The organism is Lysinibacillus fusiformis, assembly GCF_002845985.1.
GTDB lineage: Bacteria > Bacillota > Bacilli > Bacillales_A > Planococcaceae > Lysinibacillus > Lysinibacillus fusiformis_D.
On record NZ_PDFK01000008.1, the window covers coordinates 47,760 to 63,593 of the forward strand.

The 15,834-nt window shown below is 36.8% G+C and carries 19 protein-coding genes; 2 read left to right on the forward strand and 17 right to left on the reverse strand.

What is annotated here, in order from left to right; translation table 11 throughout:
- Window positions 1–8: 8 nt before the first annotated feature.
- The 7 genes from CRI88_RS19145 to CRI88_RS19175 all read right to left on the reverse strand — a co-directional run bounded on the left by CRI88_RS19145 (window position 9) and on the right by CRI88_RS19175 (window position 5,101).
- On the reverse strand, window positions 9–533 hold the full coding sequence (locus CRI88_RS19145; protein WP_058843759.1) for a phage tail protein: 525 nt from the start codon (window positions 531–533) through the stop codon (window positions 9–11).
- A 14-nt stretch (window positions 534–547) separates the two neighbouring features.
- The gene (locus tag CRI88_RS19150) at window positions 548–1,048 is read right to left on the reverse strand and encodes a phage tail protein (RefSeq protein WP_089933958.1); all 501 of its coding nucleotides are present in this window, start codon (window positions 1,046–1,048) and stop codon (window positions 548–550) included.
- 15 nt (window positions 1,049–1,063) lie between these two features.
- Window positions 1,064–1,576 (reverse strand): phage tail protein, encoded by a 513-nt coding sequence (locus CRI88_RS19155; RefSeq protein ID WP_101966949.1) that lies wholly within the window; start codon window positions 1,574–1,576, stop codon window positions 1,064–1,066.
- Between the two features lie 182 nt (window positions 1,577–1,758).
- The gene (locus CRI88_RS19160; protein ID WP_101966950.1) at window positions 1,759–2,220 is read right to left on the reverse strand and encodes a GNAT family N-acetyltransferase; all 462 of its coding nucleotides are present in this window, start codon (window positions 2,218–2,220) and stop codon (window positions 1,759–1,761) included.
- A gap of 20 nt (window positions 2,221–2,240) precedes the next feature.
- Window positions 2,241–2,636 carry a hypothetical protein gene (locus CRI88_RS19165; RefSeq protein ID WP_101966951.1) on the reverse strand — a complete coding sequence of 132 codons (396 nt, stop codon included), beginning with the start codon at window positions 2,634–2,636 and terminating at the stop codon, window positions 2,241–2,243.
- Between the two features lies 1 nt (window position 2,637).
- Entirely contained in the window at window positions 2,638–3,774 is a 1,137-nt protein-coding gene (locus tag CRI88_RS19170) for a hypothetical protein (protein WP_101966952.1), read from the reverse strand.
- A 274-nt stretch (window positions 3,775–4,048) separates the two neighbouring features.
- The gene (locus tag CRI88_RS19175) at window positions 4,049–5,101 is read right to left on the reverse strand and encodes a response regulator transcription factor (RefSeq protein WP_101966953.1); all 1,053 of its coding nucleotides are present in this window, start codon (window positions 5,099–5,101) and stop codon (window positions 4,049–4,051) included.
- 99 nt (window positions 5,102–5,200) lie between these two features.
- Between CRI88_RS19175 and CRI88_RS19180 the strand changes: the two genes are divergently transcribed.
- Window positions 5,201–5,905, forward strand: a complete 705-nt coding sequence (locus CRI88_RS19180; protein ID WP_101966954.1) for a class I SAM-dependent methyltransferase — start codon at window positions 5,201–5,203, stop codon at window positions 5,903–5,905.
- Window positions 5,902–6,945: a saccharopine dehydrogenase family protein gene (locus CRI88_RS19185; protein WP_101966955.1), complete on the forward strand. Its 1,044-nt coding sequence runs from the start codon at window positions 5,902–5,904 to the stop codon at window positions 6,943–6,945. The genes CRI88_RS19180 and CRI88_RS19185 overlap by 4 nt, the downstream gene beginning before the upstream one ends.
- A gap of 50 nt (window positions 6,946–6,995) precedes the next feature.
- Here CRI88_RS19185 and CRI88_RS19190 read toward each other — a convergent pair whose 3' ends face one another.
- The 10 genes from CRI88_RS19190 to CRI88_RS19235 all read right to left on the reverse strand — a co-directional run bounded on the left by CRI88_RS19190 (window position 6,996) and on the right by CRI88_RS19235 (window position 15,393).
- A complete protein-coding gene (locus CRI88_RS19190; RefSeq protein WP_036125761.1) occupies window positions 6,996–7,718 on the reverse strand; it encodes an amino acid ABC transporter ATP-binding protein in 723 nt (240 codons plus the stop codon).
- A complete protein-coding gene (locus CRI88_RS19195; RefSeq protein ID WP_036125759.1) occupies window positions 7,711–8,370 on the reverse strand; it encodes an amino acid ABC transporter permease in 660 nt (219 codons plus the stop codon). Before CRI88_RS19195 ends, CRI88_RS19190 begins: the two co-directional genes overlap by 8 nt.
- A gap of 145 nt (window positions 8,371–8,515) precedes the next feature.
- Window positions 8,516–9,310, reverse strand: a complete 795-nt coding sequence (locus CRI88_RS19200; RefSeq protein WP_036125757.1) for a transporter substrate-binding domain-containing protein — start codon at window positions 9,308–9,310, stop codon at window positions 8,516–8,518.
- A 316-nt stretch (window positions 9,311–9,626) separates the two neighbouring features.
- Complete coding sequence (locus CRI88_RS19205) at window positions 9,627–9,986, reverse strand: Na+/H+ antiporter subunit G (protein ID WP_036125106.1); 360 nt, start codon at window positions 9,984–9,986, stop codon at window positions 9,627–9,629.
- Window positions 9,964–10,248: a Na(+)/H(+) antiporter subunit F1 gene (locus tag CRI88_RS19210; protein WP_058843768.1), complete on the reverse strand. Its 285-nt coding sequence runs from the start codon at window positions 10,246–10,248 to the stop codon at window positions 9,964–9,966. Before CRI88_RS19210 ends, CRI88_RS19205 begins: the two co-directional genes overlap by 23 nt.
- The gene (locus tag CRI88_RS19215; RefSeq protein WP_036125100.1) at window positions 10,248–10,730 is read right to left on the reverse strand and encodes a Na+/H+ antiporter subunit E; all 483 of its coding nucleotides are present in this window, start codon (window positions 10,728–10,730) and stop codon (window positions 10,248–10,250) included. The genes CRI88_RS19210 and CRI88_RS19215 overlap by 1 nt, the downstream gene beginning before the upstream one ends.
- A complete protein-coding gene (locus CRI88_RS19220; RefSeq protein ID WP_036125097.1) occupies window positions 10,730–12,235 on the reverse strand; it encodes a Na+/H+ antiporter subunit D in 1,506 nt (501 codons plus the stop codon). Before CRI88_RS19220 ends, CRI88_RS19215 begins: the two co-directional genes overlap by 1 nt.
- Complete coding sequence (locus CRI88_RS19225; protein WP_036125094.1) at window positions 12,228–12,566, reverse strand: Na(+)/H(+) antiporter subunit C; 339 nt, start codon at window positions 12,564–12,566, stop codon at window positions 12,228–12,230. The genes CRI88_RS19220 and CRI88_RS19225 overlap by 8 nt, the downstream gene beginning before the upstream one ends.
- Window positions 12,567–12,569: 3 nt before the next feature.
- Window positions 12,570–12,992 carry a Na(+)/H(+) antiporter subunit B gene (locus CRI88_RS19230; RefSeq protein WP_036125091.1) on the reverse strand — a complete coding sequence of 141 codons (423 nt, stop codon included), beginning with the start codon at window positions 12,990–12,992 and terminating at the stop codon, window positions 12,570–12,572.
- A complete protein-coding gene (locus tag CRI88_RS19235; RefSeq protein ID WP_180957825.1) occupies window positions 12,982–15,393 on the reverse strand; it encodes a Na+/H+ antiporter subunit A in 2,412 nt (803 codons plus the stop codon). The genes CRI88_RS19230 and CRI88_RS19235 overlap by 11 nt, the downstream gene beginning before the upstream one ends.
- Between the last annotated feature and the right edge of the window lie 441 nt (window positions 15,394–15,834).

The following is a 15,834-nucleotide window of genomic DNA, read 5'->3' on the forward strand; positions in this document are numbered from 1 at the left end:
CCTCCTTGTTAGGGCTTCTGAGGATATATTCCTTCTAAACAAATAATAAAATTCATTGCTACAAAAGGCTGCATATTATTATGTGGCTGATTTCCTCCTTGTGGCTTTACTATGTCCACTTTCATTGCAACTGGATTTTTCACATTAACATATGGCTTTGCCGAAAGTGCTGACTCACTTCCCCAAATGGCATTAGTGGGGTTGTCAATTCCACCTGCTACTACAGAGGAACCCTGTGCGCTATGTGTATGAATAGGCATTTGCATTTCATTAAGTGTTACTGTGCTCGATCCTATTGATTGTGCAAATGTCCTTGGCGTTAAATTAGGACCATCGCCATAATGCATAGGGGCATGTCCCCTTAAATCAGGTAATTTAAATGTTGTCTTGCCATCTCCACCATAAGTTATGCCGATAATGGAATATAGAGCATTATATTGAGCAATAGATAATAGACTGCCATCACATAATGCCCAGTCCCTCGGAGCATAGTTTCCTGCGAAAATTCTAATTTCACCTAAATACGGATCCATTCTCTAATTCCTCCTTATACTCTACTTGGAAAGATGCCCATTGTTGCGATACAAAAAGATACGCTTAAATAGGGTTGCATATTATTATGTCCTTTATTCTGCCCTGTCATTGACAAAGCAGCTTCATTCATGGCTGTATTATCTTTTTTAGCATAAATATTCTTTCCATTAACTGCACCCCATGTATTATCTTTGGGGGAGGGCTTATCTGTTGTTGATGAATCTGCTGTTATTTGATGTGTATGAGCAGGTATCTCGTTAACTGTCAATGTATGTGTTGCTTCTCCTCCTATTGATCCATAGGCAATCTGATTACCTGAATGTAATGGTACCTTCCCCTGTAAATTGGGAATCGCAAAAATTGTCTTACCATCCCCTCCATATGTAAATCCTAACAATGAAAAAAGTGCAGTATTTGTAGCTACCGGTAAAAGTTGACCATTACAAGGAAGCCACCCATTCGGTATTTTATTGAAACTAAAAAGACGTATTTCTCCTAAAAATGGCTCTGCCATTATACTCACTCCTTTTTATTGAAAATCGGGATAAAGACCATTCGTTGCAATAATAAAATTAATAACAAATGATGGCATAATGTTACTATGGGATTGAGTTCCACCTACATTAGAAACTAACTTGTTATTCATTTGTACAATATTACTGGAAACACTTGTTTGGTAGTTGCTGAGGCTTGATACACCCCATGTATTATTAGCTGGTGAATTTTCTGTTGCTTCATTTGTTATATTATTGGCATAAACGCCATGAGTATGTGCAGGTAGATGTTCCTCGGTTAACATAACTGTCTCCACTCCACCTTTACTTGCCCATGGATACTGAGAACAATTATGAATCGGTAATCTTCCACGTAAATCAGGTAAAGCAAAATTCGTTGCACCGTCTCCCCCGTATTTGACACCTATTAATGAAAAAAGTGCCTCATTACCTGTAATAGTTAATAATTGACCATTGCATAGTTCCCACCCTACTGGGGCATATTTACCGCTAAACATGCGAATTTCTCCTATATATTGATCTGACATTATGCAACCCCTCCCTTATTGTAATTTCAATGAGTGCTATAAAAACGCATTAAGCAATACTCGCTAACACATCTTTATGTGCTTCTTGAATAGACTCTACTTTCATATCTACTTCGATGCGAAATATTTAGAAAATGATAGGTACATAATCTTGAGCTTTTTGAAATTGAAAGATTTCTTTCTTACTGCCATGTCATTTTCAAATATATTTCATCTGCTGACGATATTTGAAATCCTAATCTCTCATAAAGATTTTTCGCAGGATTTGTATGAAAAACTTGCAATATAACTGGCTTATTCCCTTCTCTTGCCTTCTGTTGAAGTTGAGTAATTAAAAATGTACCTATCCCTTTACCTTGGTAACTTGGTAAAATTGAAATATCAATAAGATGATGATAATCTGATAATTCTTCCGTTAGTAATCTCCCTACGTATTGTTCACCTACAGCAATGATAGAATGACTTGCCCCTGGAAATTGCTGATGATAGGAAGCTTGCTGTGCGCGCCATTGCATTTCTAAAAAAAGCTTCTTTTGTTCAGCTGACCATCCCCATGAATCTATTTCTTGATTTCTTGTAGATGCATAGATTTCGAAAAGAAATGCTTCATCTTCCTTTGTAATAGATTTAAGCTCGATTTTCATCACATTTGTTCCACTTTCTTTTAAACATACTTATTAGTCACAATGATAGATCTTACAAAGTTATGTCCTTTTTCAGGTAAGTCTTCCCAGCTATCTACATGCAATTGATGTTCAGTTAAGCATTCAGCTCGATTTTTACTTTTTTGAGGTACGTCTAGGACTAGCGAGATTGTGCCATAGGATTTTTCGCCTGATGGGACTTTATCTCGCCATGAACAAGAGCATTCATAACCATTCGGACCCGTTGAAGCTTTTACTCCTAATGCCTGCAATATTGTATTTGGTGGAATACTAACTGGCTGCTTGTCCTCCTCATCATTGGTATTCCAGATTCCCCATTCCAACTGTGATTGAAAAACTTCAAGCTCACGGTCTGTTGCATTTGTAATCATTAATGAAAATGTCCAAGTCGCCATTTTAGTACTCTCCCCCTGTCGTCACTTTTTTCTTCGCGTTATCCATCACATCATATACATGTGTACGATGTAATACTGCATAATCCCATTCAGATGCGCCAATGAGTGTTGTGACATTATTATTGTCCGTTCGATAAAGAAGAATCATTTTACTAAAAATCCATGGCACAACGTCCATATCCTTATCGCTTGGGGCTTCAAAAACTCTTTCCTTTGATTTTTTTTCAGTTTGCTGTTGCTCTTTTGTAACAGCGTTTAATATATTAAATTTTGCCTTTAATTCCGCCTGTAGTTCCTGCGCTACGCTCGCCTTCACTACTTTTTCTTCAGATACGGAGATCTTTTCAGTAAATTTAAAGGCTGTTTCAATAGTGCTAACCTTCTCCTCTACCACCTTACTAGCAGTAGATAATCCATACTCATCTTTAACTGTAATTTTCCCCTTTTTAGTAACAGTTTCAATCTTAGTAGCATCCGCTCTTAAACAAGTCACCTCTACAGAAAAATACTGTTGCACTTCACGCTGCTTTAAATAAAGACTATCAAATTCTAAATCATTTACCCCGTCCCATAATATTTTAGAAATATTGAAGAGAGACGTTCGGAATAATGACATTTTTTCAAAATGAACACCACTCGGAATATATTGATTCAGATTTATATCTCTAACATCCTCAATTTCTTTCAATGTTTTGATTTTGGACCAGTCCGTAAACAAATTGTTACTTATTTCTTTTTGTCTCCATTTATCCAATTTGTTAGAAATTCGTATATTTCGAACAAAGTTATGACCATCATGTGTAATATCTTTCCACTCCGCTACTTCAAAATATCCATTTGCTCGACATCTAGCTTCATTAGGATCATTATAGGGAACATTTACATAAAGGCTTATTACCCCATACGGTGCTTGATATTCATTATTTTTATCTTTCCAGGAACAAGAAAATTCATAACCATTTGGTCCAAAAGCTGATTTGGCGCCAACAGCTTGAATCGTTTCCCCCGCTTTAATAGATTGAGGTTCTTTATCCTCTTCACCACCTGTATTCCAATAACCCCAATGCAACTGTGATTCTACCAGCTCTAAATCTCGATCTGTGTCATTCGTGACATTTAGATAGAAAGTCCATGTCATTGTTTGATCCTCCCGTTAATTGAATTTTCAGAATAATTTACATGTAATTTTTTACTATCTGTATCCCATGATGTCGATTATTGTATTTTTATGAGACTTTCTTACAGCTTTAATTATAGTATAGGTTCCATCTATTCTCTATAAAATAATTCCATTTTTTAGGTTAATTTTTCTTAACCTTCACTTCATTATTTAGTTCAATTCAATCAGATTGAAACTTTTCACCTTATTAAAACAACAAAAATCTGCAAAAGGTGCAGATTTTTATTGTTTCCTATTCATTTATTTGAAAGCGAGAGAATATCTTCCAGACTAATTCATTACGGTCTCCCACACCTACTTTTTGAAAGATTAGCTTTAAATGATCTTGTACAGTGTAGCTAGAAATGCCAAGATTATATGCAATCACCTTTGTTGGTATGCCCCTCATCATTTCCACTACTACCTCTTTTTCTCTAGGTGTGAGTTGATAAGCAGTTAGTAAAAAAGCCAACATCTCTTTAGGAGACGCCTCATTTAATAAAATGGCTATTTGCTGCTGTAAATCGGTTGTCATAAGAAAAGACGCTTGGATTGTAATATATCCTTTGTCATGGATAGGCACTAGTAAGGAAATAGATGTATTGTCTTCAGCCTGTAACTTAGCGCAGGATGCCTGTATGGGCTTGGGTAATTGCCCATCCGACAAGCCCTCATTACTTCTTAAAAGTGCTAGTATTTGAGAAGCCTTCGTACTCATAGATAAAATATGATAATCCTTATCTAAAATAACGATGCCACTCTCTCCTGCTTCTGTTGACAGCTGCTCTTCAATAATCGAATGGTAGAACGCCTTTAATGCCTCTCCCATCACTGGCATGAGTATTTTTATTTGTTCTAGCTCATCATCTTGAAAGATGGACTGTGCATTTTTCATCTTTTTAAAAAGGGTTAAAAAGCCATAACATTGCCCCTGAAACATTAATGCAGCTCGAATTTCGTCGCTAAAGCCATTGGGCACTAATATCTCCCTATAACGCAAGCTCTGACTACTTGCATCACTTAATCGTCCTATACATTGGCCACTTTCCACTAGCTTTCTATAGTTATTCACATCTTCAAATGCATATTCAAAAGTCATTATTTTTTGATGAACATCCTCAATCGATTGCTCTGTTACAGCACCGATCGAAAAAAGGGTTTGCGTATCTGTCACTGAACAGCAATAGGCATCAAAATCAATGAATTTCCGTAATTCTTCTACCATCATTTGTCGATATTGAAATGAATTTTGACTATTTTTTATACATCTCTCTGATATCCTTTGCCAATCATGACAATTTCTCATAAAACTCCTCCCCCCAGAATTATGGGATAGCACATTCTCCATAAGTATTTATAATTGAGAATAATTATTAATTATATTGTACAACACGGAGGTATAAAAATGAAAAATCCACTACATGATTGGCACAGTCCCATTGTATCTACTTATCAAAATACCATTCGACAAAAAATTATAGGCTATGACCTCATCTATAACATGATGACAGATATACTTCGTGGTCACCCTGTCATTGATAACACTTTAGTAGTAGGTGCTGGCGGAGGTCAGGAACTTCTTACTCTAGGAGAAGCCTTCCCTTCCTCACATTTTACAGCCGTTGATACTTCAACAATCATGCGACAGGCTGCTGATCAGCGCATACAGCAGCTTGATCAAGACCTTCATATTGATTGGTATGAGGATGATGTACTTTCCCTCAGATTCCACCATCCATATGATGTTACTACCTGCCATTTGGTTTTACATTTTATAAAGGATCTCGAACAAAAAAGGGCACTACTGCAAAAATTGGCAACAAGCCTACAGAATGGGGGCGTCTTATTCATTTCTTCTATTAATGCTGATATGACAGACACAATATGCCAACAGCAGCTCAAGTATTGGCGAAATTCCATGTACCAAAATGATATTTCCGAAGAAGATTGGTTACGTTTTGAGCAGTCCTTTGGCTCAACTATTTATCCAATTAAACTTGAATTATTGATTGACTTACTACATGAGGTTGGCTTCACAAAGATTGTTCCCTATTTTAAATCATATTTAGTCGATGCATTAGTAGCCACGAAGGAAGAGGTAAATAAATGAGCAGAGAAAATATTTTAATTGTCGGAGGCTATGGTGAAGTCGGTAGTAAAATGGCAACTATGCTACTCACAAACTATCCAAACAAAATATGGATTGCAGGTCGAAACTTTGAAAAGGCAAAACAATTTTGCGCACAGCACCATCATCTTGCTAAGCCTATCCAAATGGATGTGTCCAAGACCGTAAACGCTCAGCAATTAGCCAATGTAGCACTTGTCATTATGTGTCTAGAGCAAAAAGATACTGCATTTGCACATCTCTGCTTGAAGGAAGGGATTATGTATATCGATATTACGGCAAGCTATGCCTTCCTAAAAAAATTAGAGGAACTCCATCCAATAGCTAAACAGAATAATGCAACAGCCGTTTTTAGTGTTGGTATGGCACCTGGATTGACTAATTTAATGGCTATGCATGCTGCACAGCAATTAGCCTCCATCGAGAAACTCCATATTTCTATTCTACTAGGAGCAGGCGATACACATGGAAACGCGGCTATTCTCTGGATATTACACCAACTAAACATTCCGTTTTATAGTTATAAAAATAAAAAAACCACTAATTTTACTAATAGGAGAAAAGTTCCGTTTAAAGAGCTTGGCAAACGTAGTGTGTACCAATTTAACTTCTCAGACCAACATACATTAGCAAAGCATTTCCCTACTATTCCAATCATGACAAGATTGGGCTTTGATGTAGAGTCACTCAATTGGTTCGTATCCTTTTTGCAAAAAAGCCGAATTGTGAAATTGTTAAAATTCAGCAAAATACAAGCAACGCTCGCTTCTCTCATTCAAAAAATAAAAATTGGCTCAGAGGTATGTGGCATTCATGTAGAAGCCATTGGGAAAAAACATCACAAAGAAGCAGTCTTTACATTAGACTTTCTTGACCGTGATGAATCTCTCGTGACAGCAAAAGTTGCAACGGCGATTGCTAAAGAACTCCTGAACAACAAGCATCCCTTTGGAACTTATCATATTGAGGAACTGTTTACACTAGAAACATTACAAGCTCAATTCACATTTTCTTCCCAATAAAAAAGCATTTAGCACTCGCCTATACGGGAGAGCTAAATGCCTCTTATTATTTATAAAACTTTTTCCAAAAAATCCTTTGCACGCTGTGTTGACGGTGCTGTAAAAAACAATTCTGGTGGAGCATCCTCAATGAGCTTACCACCATCAAGGAAAAGAATACGATCAGCAACCTCACGAGCAAAGCCCATCTCATGTGTCACAATCAACATGGTCATACCTGAATCTGCGAGGCTTTTCATAACTGCTAATACCTCTTTTACCATTTCAGGATCAAGTGCTGATGTAGGCTCATCGAATAATATAACTTTAGGGTCCATCGCAAGTGCTCGCGCAATGGCAACACGTTGCTTTTGTCCCCCAGATAATCGGTTTGGATATTCCTGGCGCTTCTCAAACAGTCCTACTTTCTTCAGTAGTTCTTCTGCTTTGTTGATAGCAGCTGTTTTATCTAACCCCTTCACATTGATTGGGGCATATGTTAAATTTTCTAGTACTGTTTTATGAGGGAAGAGATGGAAATGCTGAAATACCATTCCTACTTCTGCACGTATTTTCATAATATTTGTCCCTTTATCCGTAAGGACATCCCCTGCAATTGTTACCTTTCCACTCGTGGGGATTTCTAATAAGTTTAAGCAACGAAGGAATGTCGATTTACCAGATCCTGATGGTCCAATAATGGCGATTACTTCTTGTTCTTTGATTTCTGTAGAAATACCCTTTAGTACTTCATTTTGCCCATATGATTTGTGTAAATCTTCAATTTTAATCACTTTTTCTCATTCCTTTCTCGATTCGTTTACCAAGGAACGTTAAAACAAGCGTCATAAGGTAATAAATTACTCCCGCAAAAAGTAATGGCTCAAGATAACGGTATGTTGAACCTCCTACAATATAGGCACGACGCATAATATCTAATGCACTGATTACCGTCACAACGGCTGTTTCTTTATTTAATGTAATAAATTCATTAACTAAAGATGGTAAAATATTTTTTACTGCTTGTGGAATAATAATATCCTTCATCATTTTTGCATATGGAATACCAAGTGCTTGTGCCGCTTCCATTTGCCCTTTATCCACTGCATTAATACCAGCACGGATAATTTCTGAAATATAAGCACCAGAGTTTAAACCAAATGCAATAATCGCTGTAGGAATTGGTTCAATTTGAATATCCAGTAATTGTGGTACTGCATAATAAATAATCAATAATTGTAATACAAGTGGTGTACCACGGAAAATCGACGTATAGAAATCAGCAAACCAACGTAAAACATTGACCTTACCAATTTTACATAATGCCAGTAGTATACCTACGATAAAACCGATGATGGATGCACCGATTGCAATTTGAAGTGTAACACCTATCCCTTTTAAAATATAAGGAATAGAGGGAACAATCGCCGTAAAATCTAAATTCACAGCGCTCCCTCCTTTCTTTTTCATCTTGATACAGCTATTGTTTTTTGTACAGAAGGTGAAACGTCGAGCATAGAAAACTCTCCCCTCTATAGGGGAGAAGAAAAGCACAAGCGATAGCCCAAATAAGAGCTATCGCACGCTTTAATTATTCAACTTTTTCTAACCATTTTTCTTCTAACTCTTGAATTTTTCCTTCTTCTGCTAATTCTTTTAGTGCTTTGTTAATTTTATCTTTCAAATCGCTGCCCTTTGGAACTGCGATCGCTTTGAAATCTTCCGGTTGTTCTTCTACAGGAAAGGCTTCTAATTGGTCATTTGTTTTTAAATAACCTTTCGCAACGCCACCCTCTAAAATACCTGCGTCTAAGCGTTTAGACATCATATCTTGAATAATCTCAGGGATACGTGTACGTCCTTCTACTGCTACATCTACTTTTTTTGCAATATCATTACCTAAATTTTCTTGAATAGATGCTGTTTGTACACCAATCTTTTTTCCAGCCAAGTCAGCTTCTTTTTTAATGCCGCTATCCTTTTTAACAATGATTACTTGCTCTGTTTCATTGTATTGATCAGAGAAATCAACCACTTTTTCACGATCTGGGTTTGGTGTCATACCCGAAATAACTACATCAATTTTCCCTGCTTGTAATGCTGGTACTAAACTGTTGAAGTCCATATCTTGCACTTGCATGTCAACGCCTATTTTTTCTCCAACTAATTTGATTAAATCAATATCAAATCCAATAATTTCTTCACCTTTAGCTGCATCAACATATTCAAATGGAGCATAGTCAGCTGAAGTACCAACCTTTAATACTTGCTTGTTCCCTGTATCAGTATTAGATCCTGTATCGCTTGCATTATTATCTTTAGTGCCGCATGCTGCAAGTACACCTATAACAAGTACAAGCATTACCATGAATAACTTGTTCTTCATAATCATTGATCTCCTTTTATTTATAATTTATTGTGTATGAGAATTCATTTCTCGAAAATAGTTGATTGGATATTTATTCATACTTAAGAATAAAAAATCTATCTGCTAATTAAGATATACTCTTTTGAAATAATAATCAAGATAAACTAAAAATATTTTAGCGAATTATTATATACATAATTTTCAGATAAGTCAATTTATTTATATTTCAATTGCTCTTTACTATACTATTTTCCGAAAGCACAACAATTATCCCATAAATAATGAATTAAAAATAAATAAAAAAAGACCCCCAATGTAATGGAGGTCCTCCAATTTATTTTTCCTCAGGAAACAACTTTGTCTTTAGCTCGTCCTCTCCAGAGCCTTCTGCTAATGGAACATGCGAACGATAAGCTGCGCGGCAGATTAAATGTCCAGCAACTGGTGCTGTTACAAAGACGAAAAGAATACCTAAAATGAGGCGTACACTGACAAAACCATCATGCACCCAAAAATAGATAAACGTACCTAGTAAACAAGTTAACACTGATAATGTAGAGCTTTTCGTAGCAGCATGTGATCGTGTATACACATCTGGTAAGCGAATCATGCCAAATGCGCTAATAACGCTCACTATTGAACCTATCAAAATAAGGATGACGGCCGCCCATTCAATCATTTGATTTACGTTCAACAATCACACCTCTTTCAATATATTTGGTAAAGGCAATTGTACCAATAAACGCTAAAATACCTAAAATAAGAATGGCCTCCAAATATGCCTTCGTCTTTAAAATAATCGAAACAATCGCAATGGCCGATAAAAGATTTACACCAATTGTATCGAGAGCTATGGCTCGATCAGGCATTGATGGACCACGGATGACTCTATACAGCGACAGCGCAATGGAAATACTAAAAAAAGCAAGCGCTAGCAGTAGAACATTGGTAATCATTAGCGTGTCACCTCCATTATTGCTTGTTCAAATTTCCCAATTGAGCGTATGACAGCATCCTTAGACTGCTCAATGTCCATGGCATGGATATAAAAGACATCGCCCTCTTCTGATACTTCCATCACTACAGAGCCAGGTGTTAACGTTAGCAGTAAGGCAAGAGCTGTAATCTCCCAATCGCCCTTAAGTACCGTTTTATACGTGAAAATACCAGGTGTAATGTTAAGCCTTGGAGTAGTTATTTGTCTTATAACGCTATAACTTGATAAAAATAGCTCCCAATTAAACAGCCATAATAATTTTAAGATTGAAAAGACACGTCGCAAATAAAATTGGGTGCCATAAAAGCGATGCATCGCATATAAAATACCCATACCTACAATAAAGCCCATTAAAAATGTCGAAAAATGTGGTGTCACTTCATCCTGTAAAAGTAACCAAAGTGTTGCGATAAATAAATTTAAGATAAACTGCATCGCCATTATTTATTCACCTCACCTTGCCATAAATCACCATCTAAAACAGCATCAATATAAATAGATGGTGTATAAAGTGTTTCCGCTGCATCTGTTACAAAAGGTGCCAATTTTTCAGCCCCAATACCTAAACCGAGTGTACATGCAGCCAATAGTGTTAATGGTAGCAGAATACGTTTTGGTAAAGGTTTTTCATCCTCTATACTAATGATGGTTTCTCCAAAAAAGGAAGAAAGAAATATTCGTAGCAGTGAATACAAAACAATTAAACTAGAGAAAAACCCTAGACCTAATAGAACAAAATTGCCACCTTCTATCGCACCTTGTCCAATTAAAACTTTTCCTAGAAAACCGCTTAATGGCGGTATACCAGCTAAAGAACACATAGCTACAAAGAATAACCATCCAAAAAAAGGATAATTTCGTATAAGTCCACTCATTTTATCTATTACTGTTTCCCCAGTGACATAAATCATCATACCAATTGCTAAAAACAGCATAGCCTTGGCTACCATATCATGCATTAAATAGTAGACAACGCCTTGCAAGGCTGATTCTGTACCAATCGCTAGACCAGCTACTATAAAGCCAACACCAATCAGCACATTGTAGGAGGCAATCGTTCTGACATCTCGTCCTGAAAGAGCGCCGATACAGCCTGCTATAATCGTGACTCCAGCCATTATGCCGAGTGCCATGTGTGTGACTTCCGTATTGTTAGGGAAAAGCAATGTAAAAGTACGTACAAGTGCATAAATCCCTACCTTTGTTAATAAAGCAGCGAATAAAGCAGCAATAGCAGTTGGTGGTACACTATAGGAGCCTGGCAACCAGAAGAATAATAAAAGTCCAGCCTTCAAGCTGAAGACAATTAAGAAAATAAGCGCCACTGTTGTAATAAGGGGATTAGTCCCTGCCTCCATCACACGAACAGATATATGGGCCATGTTTAATGTACCCACTGTGCCATATAGGAAAGCTAACGCCACTAAGAAAATCCAAGAGGCCACAATATTGATGAGCACGTATTTCAATGCTTCACGCAGTTGAATTTTCTCGCCACCTAAGCTAATAAGTGCATAGGAAGCAAGCAGCATTACTTCAAAACATACAAATAAGTTAAAAATATCGCCCGTCAAAAATGAGCCGTTAACGCCCGCTACCATGAGTAAGGTAAATGGATAAAAATACATTTTTTCATACCTTAACTCCATCGTAAAAATTGCATATAGTATACAAATAACGGCCACAAGATTAGCAACTAACACTAATAATGTTGCAAATGAATCTGCCACAAATGAAATACCAAATGGCGGAGCCCAGCCACTAAAATCAATTCGCAATATACCTTGATGTTGAATCTCTAACAATAAAATAATGCTAATAATAACAATAAAGCTTAATGTCAATAAGCTGATGATACGTTGTAACATCACATGCTCTTTTAAAAAAACCAGTAAAATAGCTGTAATTACCGGTACAATTAATGGTAAGACAATTATATTACTCATCCGGCGTACCTCTCAATTCATCAAAATTCCCTGAACCATTTGTCTTGTACGCACGATAGCCTAAAACTAAAACAAATGCAGTAACAGCAAAGCTAATCACAATAGCTGTTAAAATTAACGCTTGTGGTAACGCATCTGTATAAGGGCCCTCTGATTCCCCTAATAATGGTACAGCTCCTTTTTTAAGACCTCCCATTGTCAGAATCAGTAAGTGGGCAGCATGTGATAAAACAGCAGTGCCTAATATAACACGCAATAACTGTTTCGAGAGGATTAAGTACGTTGCAACAGCTACTAATATACCTACTAAAACAAGTATTAAAGACTCCATTGGCTACTCATCCTCACTTATACTTAAAATAATTGTCACGACAACACCCACCACCGTTAAAGCTACACCCGCTTCAAAAATGGTTACGGTTGAAAAACCCATTTTCCCAAATATCGGCACATCAATATACGTATAGGCCTGTGTTAAAAACGGCACATCGAAAAACAACGAACCTATTGCAGTTCCAGTTGCAAGCAATACGCCTAATGCTGCAACCTTTTTAAAGTCAAATGGCATTCCTTTATGCACAGTCTCAATATCATAGGCTAAGTATAATAAAACAATGCCAGAAGCTAACACGAGGCCACCTATAAAGCCACCACCTGGCGCGTGATGTCCAGCAAAGAACAAATACACGCCAAGTGTTAAAATAATGAACACGACTGTCTTTGTGACCGTCCTTAATATCACATCATTAATTTTCACGATCTGCTTCCTCCTTTCGTGGCTTAAGCTTTGTCAACATATAGACCCCTAAGCCAGCAATCAGAAGAACAACAACCTCTAACATCGTATCAAAGGCACGGAAATCCCCTAGAATTGTATTGACAATATTGGAACCCCCAGCCAATTCATAGGAATCATTGAAGTAAGTGGACACTGGTTCAAAGCGATCGTAGTGTACGACTGCCAATCCAACCATTGTTACGGTTGCCCCAACAAAAATGGAGATCATCGCTTTTGACCATTGAATCCTTTTGCGAGGAGCTTCCGGCATTAGATCTGGTAAATATTTAAAGCACAACAGGAATAAAGCCGTTGTTACCGATTCAACAACCAATTGTGTTAAAGCTAGATCTGGTGCACGGAAAATGACAAAGAAGAAGGCAATGGAATAACCTAATACACCATTTAACAACATAGCTGTCACACGACCTTTTGCAAAAATCATCCAAACAGCTGCAAAAATCATGACAAATACAAGAATTAGCTCATAGTATTCAACAGCAGAGTCCATGTCAAAATGAAAGGTCATTGCGTCTGACCAAATAAAATAACCAGCAATAAGTGCAACGAAAAATACATATATATAGACAAAATAATGTGTTAAATTACCTGTCATATATTTACTAGTGAGCTTCTTAGAGCCGCTTTCACTCATCTCAATTATTCGATTGTAATACGTATTAAACGTATACTTTTGTGAAAATAGGCGATAAAGTGGCTTCCAGCTTTTTAATGTTTTGAATAAGATTATCCCAATAATAATGACACCTAGCGTCATTATTAATTCCGCATTGATGCCATGCCACGCATGGACATGTGGTGTTAATTCACTTGTTGTTGGGAATGTAGGATAAATACTTGCCATAGCAGGCTCTAAAATATAGTGACCTAGCACATTTGGGAAGAAAAAGATACCTATTACCAACAAGCATAAGATTATTGGTGAAATTAACATGCCAAACGGAGCTTCATGTGGTTTTCTATCCATCTTCTCTGGCTGTAGTTTACCCAAAAATGTACGGCTAATTAATATCAAACTGTAAACAAATGTAAAGACACTTGCCACCCATGCTACTAATGGGAAAAACAGCCCTACATCAGCAATTGAGAATGCCTCTACATCTCGAATAGCCAATACCGCAGCAAAAAACATTTCCTTACTTAAGAAACCATTAAATGGCGGTAATCCTGCCATCGAGAAGCTACCGATAACTGCGATTGTAAATGTTATAGGCATTAAAGACATTAGGCCACCTAAACGGCGAATATCGCGAGTTCCCACTTCATGATCGACAATTCCAACCATCATGAATAAGGCTCCCTTAAATGTCGAGTGATTCACAAGGTGAAATAACGCCGCAAAGCTTGCTTGTGTATAGAGAATAGAATTCTCTGCATAGCCATAATAATGACCAACAGATCCAAGACCAAATAGACTCATAATTAAGCCCAGCTGACTCACTGTTGAAAAAGCTAATAAAGCTTTTAAATCCGTTTGACGAACAGCATTAAAGGAACCCCAGAATAGTGTAATTAGACCAACGACACTGACTAGCCAGAACCAAATGGCTTCTCCTCCAAAGACTGGTGAAAAACGGGCAACTAAATAAATTCCTGCCTTAACCATTGTCGCTGAGTGTAAGTAAGCACTAACAGGTGTTGGTGCTTCCATAGCATCTGGTAACCAAATATGGAATGGAAATTGAGCAGACTTTGTAAAAGCTCCTAGTAAAATTAAAATTAGCGCTGGCGTAAACAGAGAATGATCACGTATTACTTCTACATTAGCTACAATTTCACGAATACTAAATGTTTGAGAGGCCACGTAAAGCATTAAGAAGCCTGCAAGCATCGATAGACCACCAAAGACTGTAATCATCATCGCCTTTTTAGCTCCTGCGCGAGATGCTTTTCTATGGTGCCAAAAAGCAATTAATAGGAATGATGACACACTTGTTAGTTCCCAAAATGTGTATAATACCATTAGGTTATCTGAAAAAACAACGCCAAGCATAGCGCCCATGAATAGTAATAAATAGCAGTAAAAATGATGAAGAGATTCTTTCGTTGATAAATAAAAAATAGAATATAAAATGACTAAACTACCTACTCCTGTAATCAGTAAACCAAAAATCATACTGAGTCCATCAAGGTAAGTTGTGAAATTTATATTAAAAGAGGGAATCCACTCATATGTATGGATAAATGTTTTACCCTCGGCAAGTTGAGGAATATAGCGCGCGAGTAAAAGAAACAAGATAAGTGGAACAGATAAAACAAACCAGCCAAGATGTGTGACACGCCTTAGTCGCCTATAAAGCAATGGGATTAGTGCAGCACAAACAATTGGCAAAAGTATTGCGATGAGAACAGTAACCAAATGAAAACCTCCTACTATCAAAATCATCTAGCAAATTTTTGTGGTGATTGGAATGGTAAGTGCTAAGACTCTAGAAATTTGTTCAAGCTAAGTAACATATCAGATCTATTCTTGAAATTTTTTAAATGGAATGTGGTGGGGTGTGAAAAAGTGCCTTGTCGTTTATCAAAAATGGTTATGTTAGTTATTTAGTCACTTCTAACCCGATGCAAGCCTAAATAACTTGTGGAAAATCAGATAATTTATACAGTTGTAACTTAGGTTATATCAGTACAATGAAGACACTTGACTATCTATTTAACACACTGCATAATAGTGTGGCATATGAAAGCAATTTTGCTCAGATGCACATAATGCATAAATTAAATAATTTTAAATTATTGATTTAAGCTTAATCCTTCAAGGGTTTTCCAATATATTTCCGTTAACTTTTATACGTTT

Bases quoted from the DNA above. Each gene is read 5' to 3' on its own strand.
- CRI88_RS19220 (WP_036125097.1), bottom strand. From the start codon at position 12,235: ATGAGTAATATAATTGTCTTACCATTAATTGTACCGGTAATTACAGCT.
- CRI88_RS19145 (WP_058843759.1), bottom strand. From the start codon at position 533: ATGGATCCGTATTTAGGTGAAATTAGAATTTTCGCAGGAAACTATGCT.
- CRI88_RS19155 (WP_101966949.1), bottom strand. From the start codon at position 1,576: ATGTCAGATCAATATATAGGAGAAATTCGCATGTTTAGCGGTAAATAT.
- CRI88_RS19200 (WP_036125757.1), bottom strand. From the start codon at position 9,310: ATGAAGAACAAGTTATTCATGGTAATGCTTGTACTTGTTATAGGTGTA.
- CRI88_RS19170 (WP_101966952.1), bottom strand. From the start codon at position 3,774: ATGACATGGACTTTCTATCTAAATGTCACGAATGACACAGATCGAGAT.
- CRI88_RS19185 (WP_101966955.1), top strand. From the start codon at position 5,902: ATGAGCAGAGAAAATATTTTAATTGTCGGAGGCTATGGTGAAGTCGGT.
- CRI88_RS19175 (WP_101966953.1), bottom strand. From the start codon at position 5,101: ATGAGAAATTGTCATGATTGGCAAAGGATATCAGAGAGATGTATAAAA.
- CRI88_RS19165 (WP_101966951.1), bottom strand. From the start codon at position 2,636: ATGGCGACTTGGACATTTTCATTAATGATTACAAATGCAACAGACCGT.
- CRI88_RS19180 (WP_101966954.1), top strand. From the start codon at position 5,201: ATGAAAAATCCACTACATGATTGGCACAGTCCCATTGTATCTACTTAT.
- CRI88_RS19160 (WP_101966950.1), bottom strand. From the start codon at position 2,220: ATGAAAATCGAGCTTAAATCTATTACAAAGGAAGATGAAGCATTTCTT.
- CRI88_RS19150 (WP_089933958.1), bottom strand. From the start codon at position 1,048: ATGGCAGAGCCATTTTTAGGAGAAATACGTCTTTTTAGTTTCAATAAA.
- CRI88_RS19225 (WP_036125094.1), bottom strand. From the start codon at position 12,566: ATGGAGTCTTTAATACTTGTTTTAGTAGGTATATTAGTAGCTGTTGCA.
- CRI88_RS19210 (WP_058843768.1), bottom strand. From the start codon at position 10,248: ATGATTACCAATGTTCTACTGCTAGCGCTTGCTTTTTTTAGTATTTCC.
- CRI88_RS19215 (WP_036125100.1), bottom strand. From the start codon at position 10,730: ATGGCGATGCAGTTTATCTTAAATTTATTTATCGCAACACTTTGGTTA.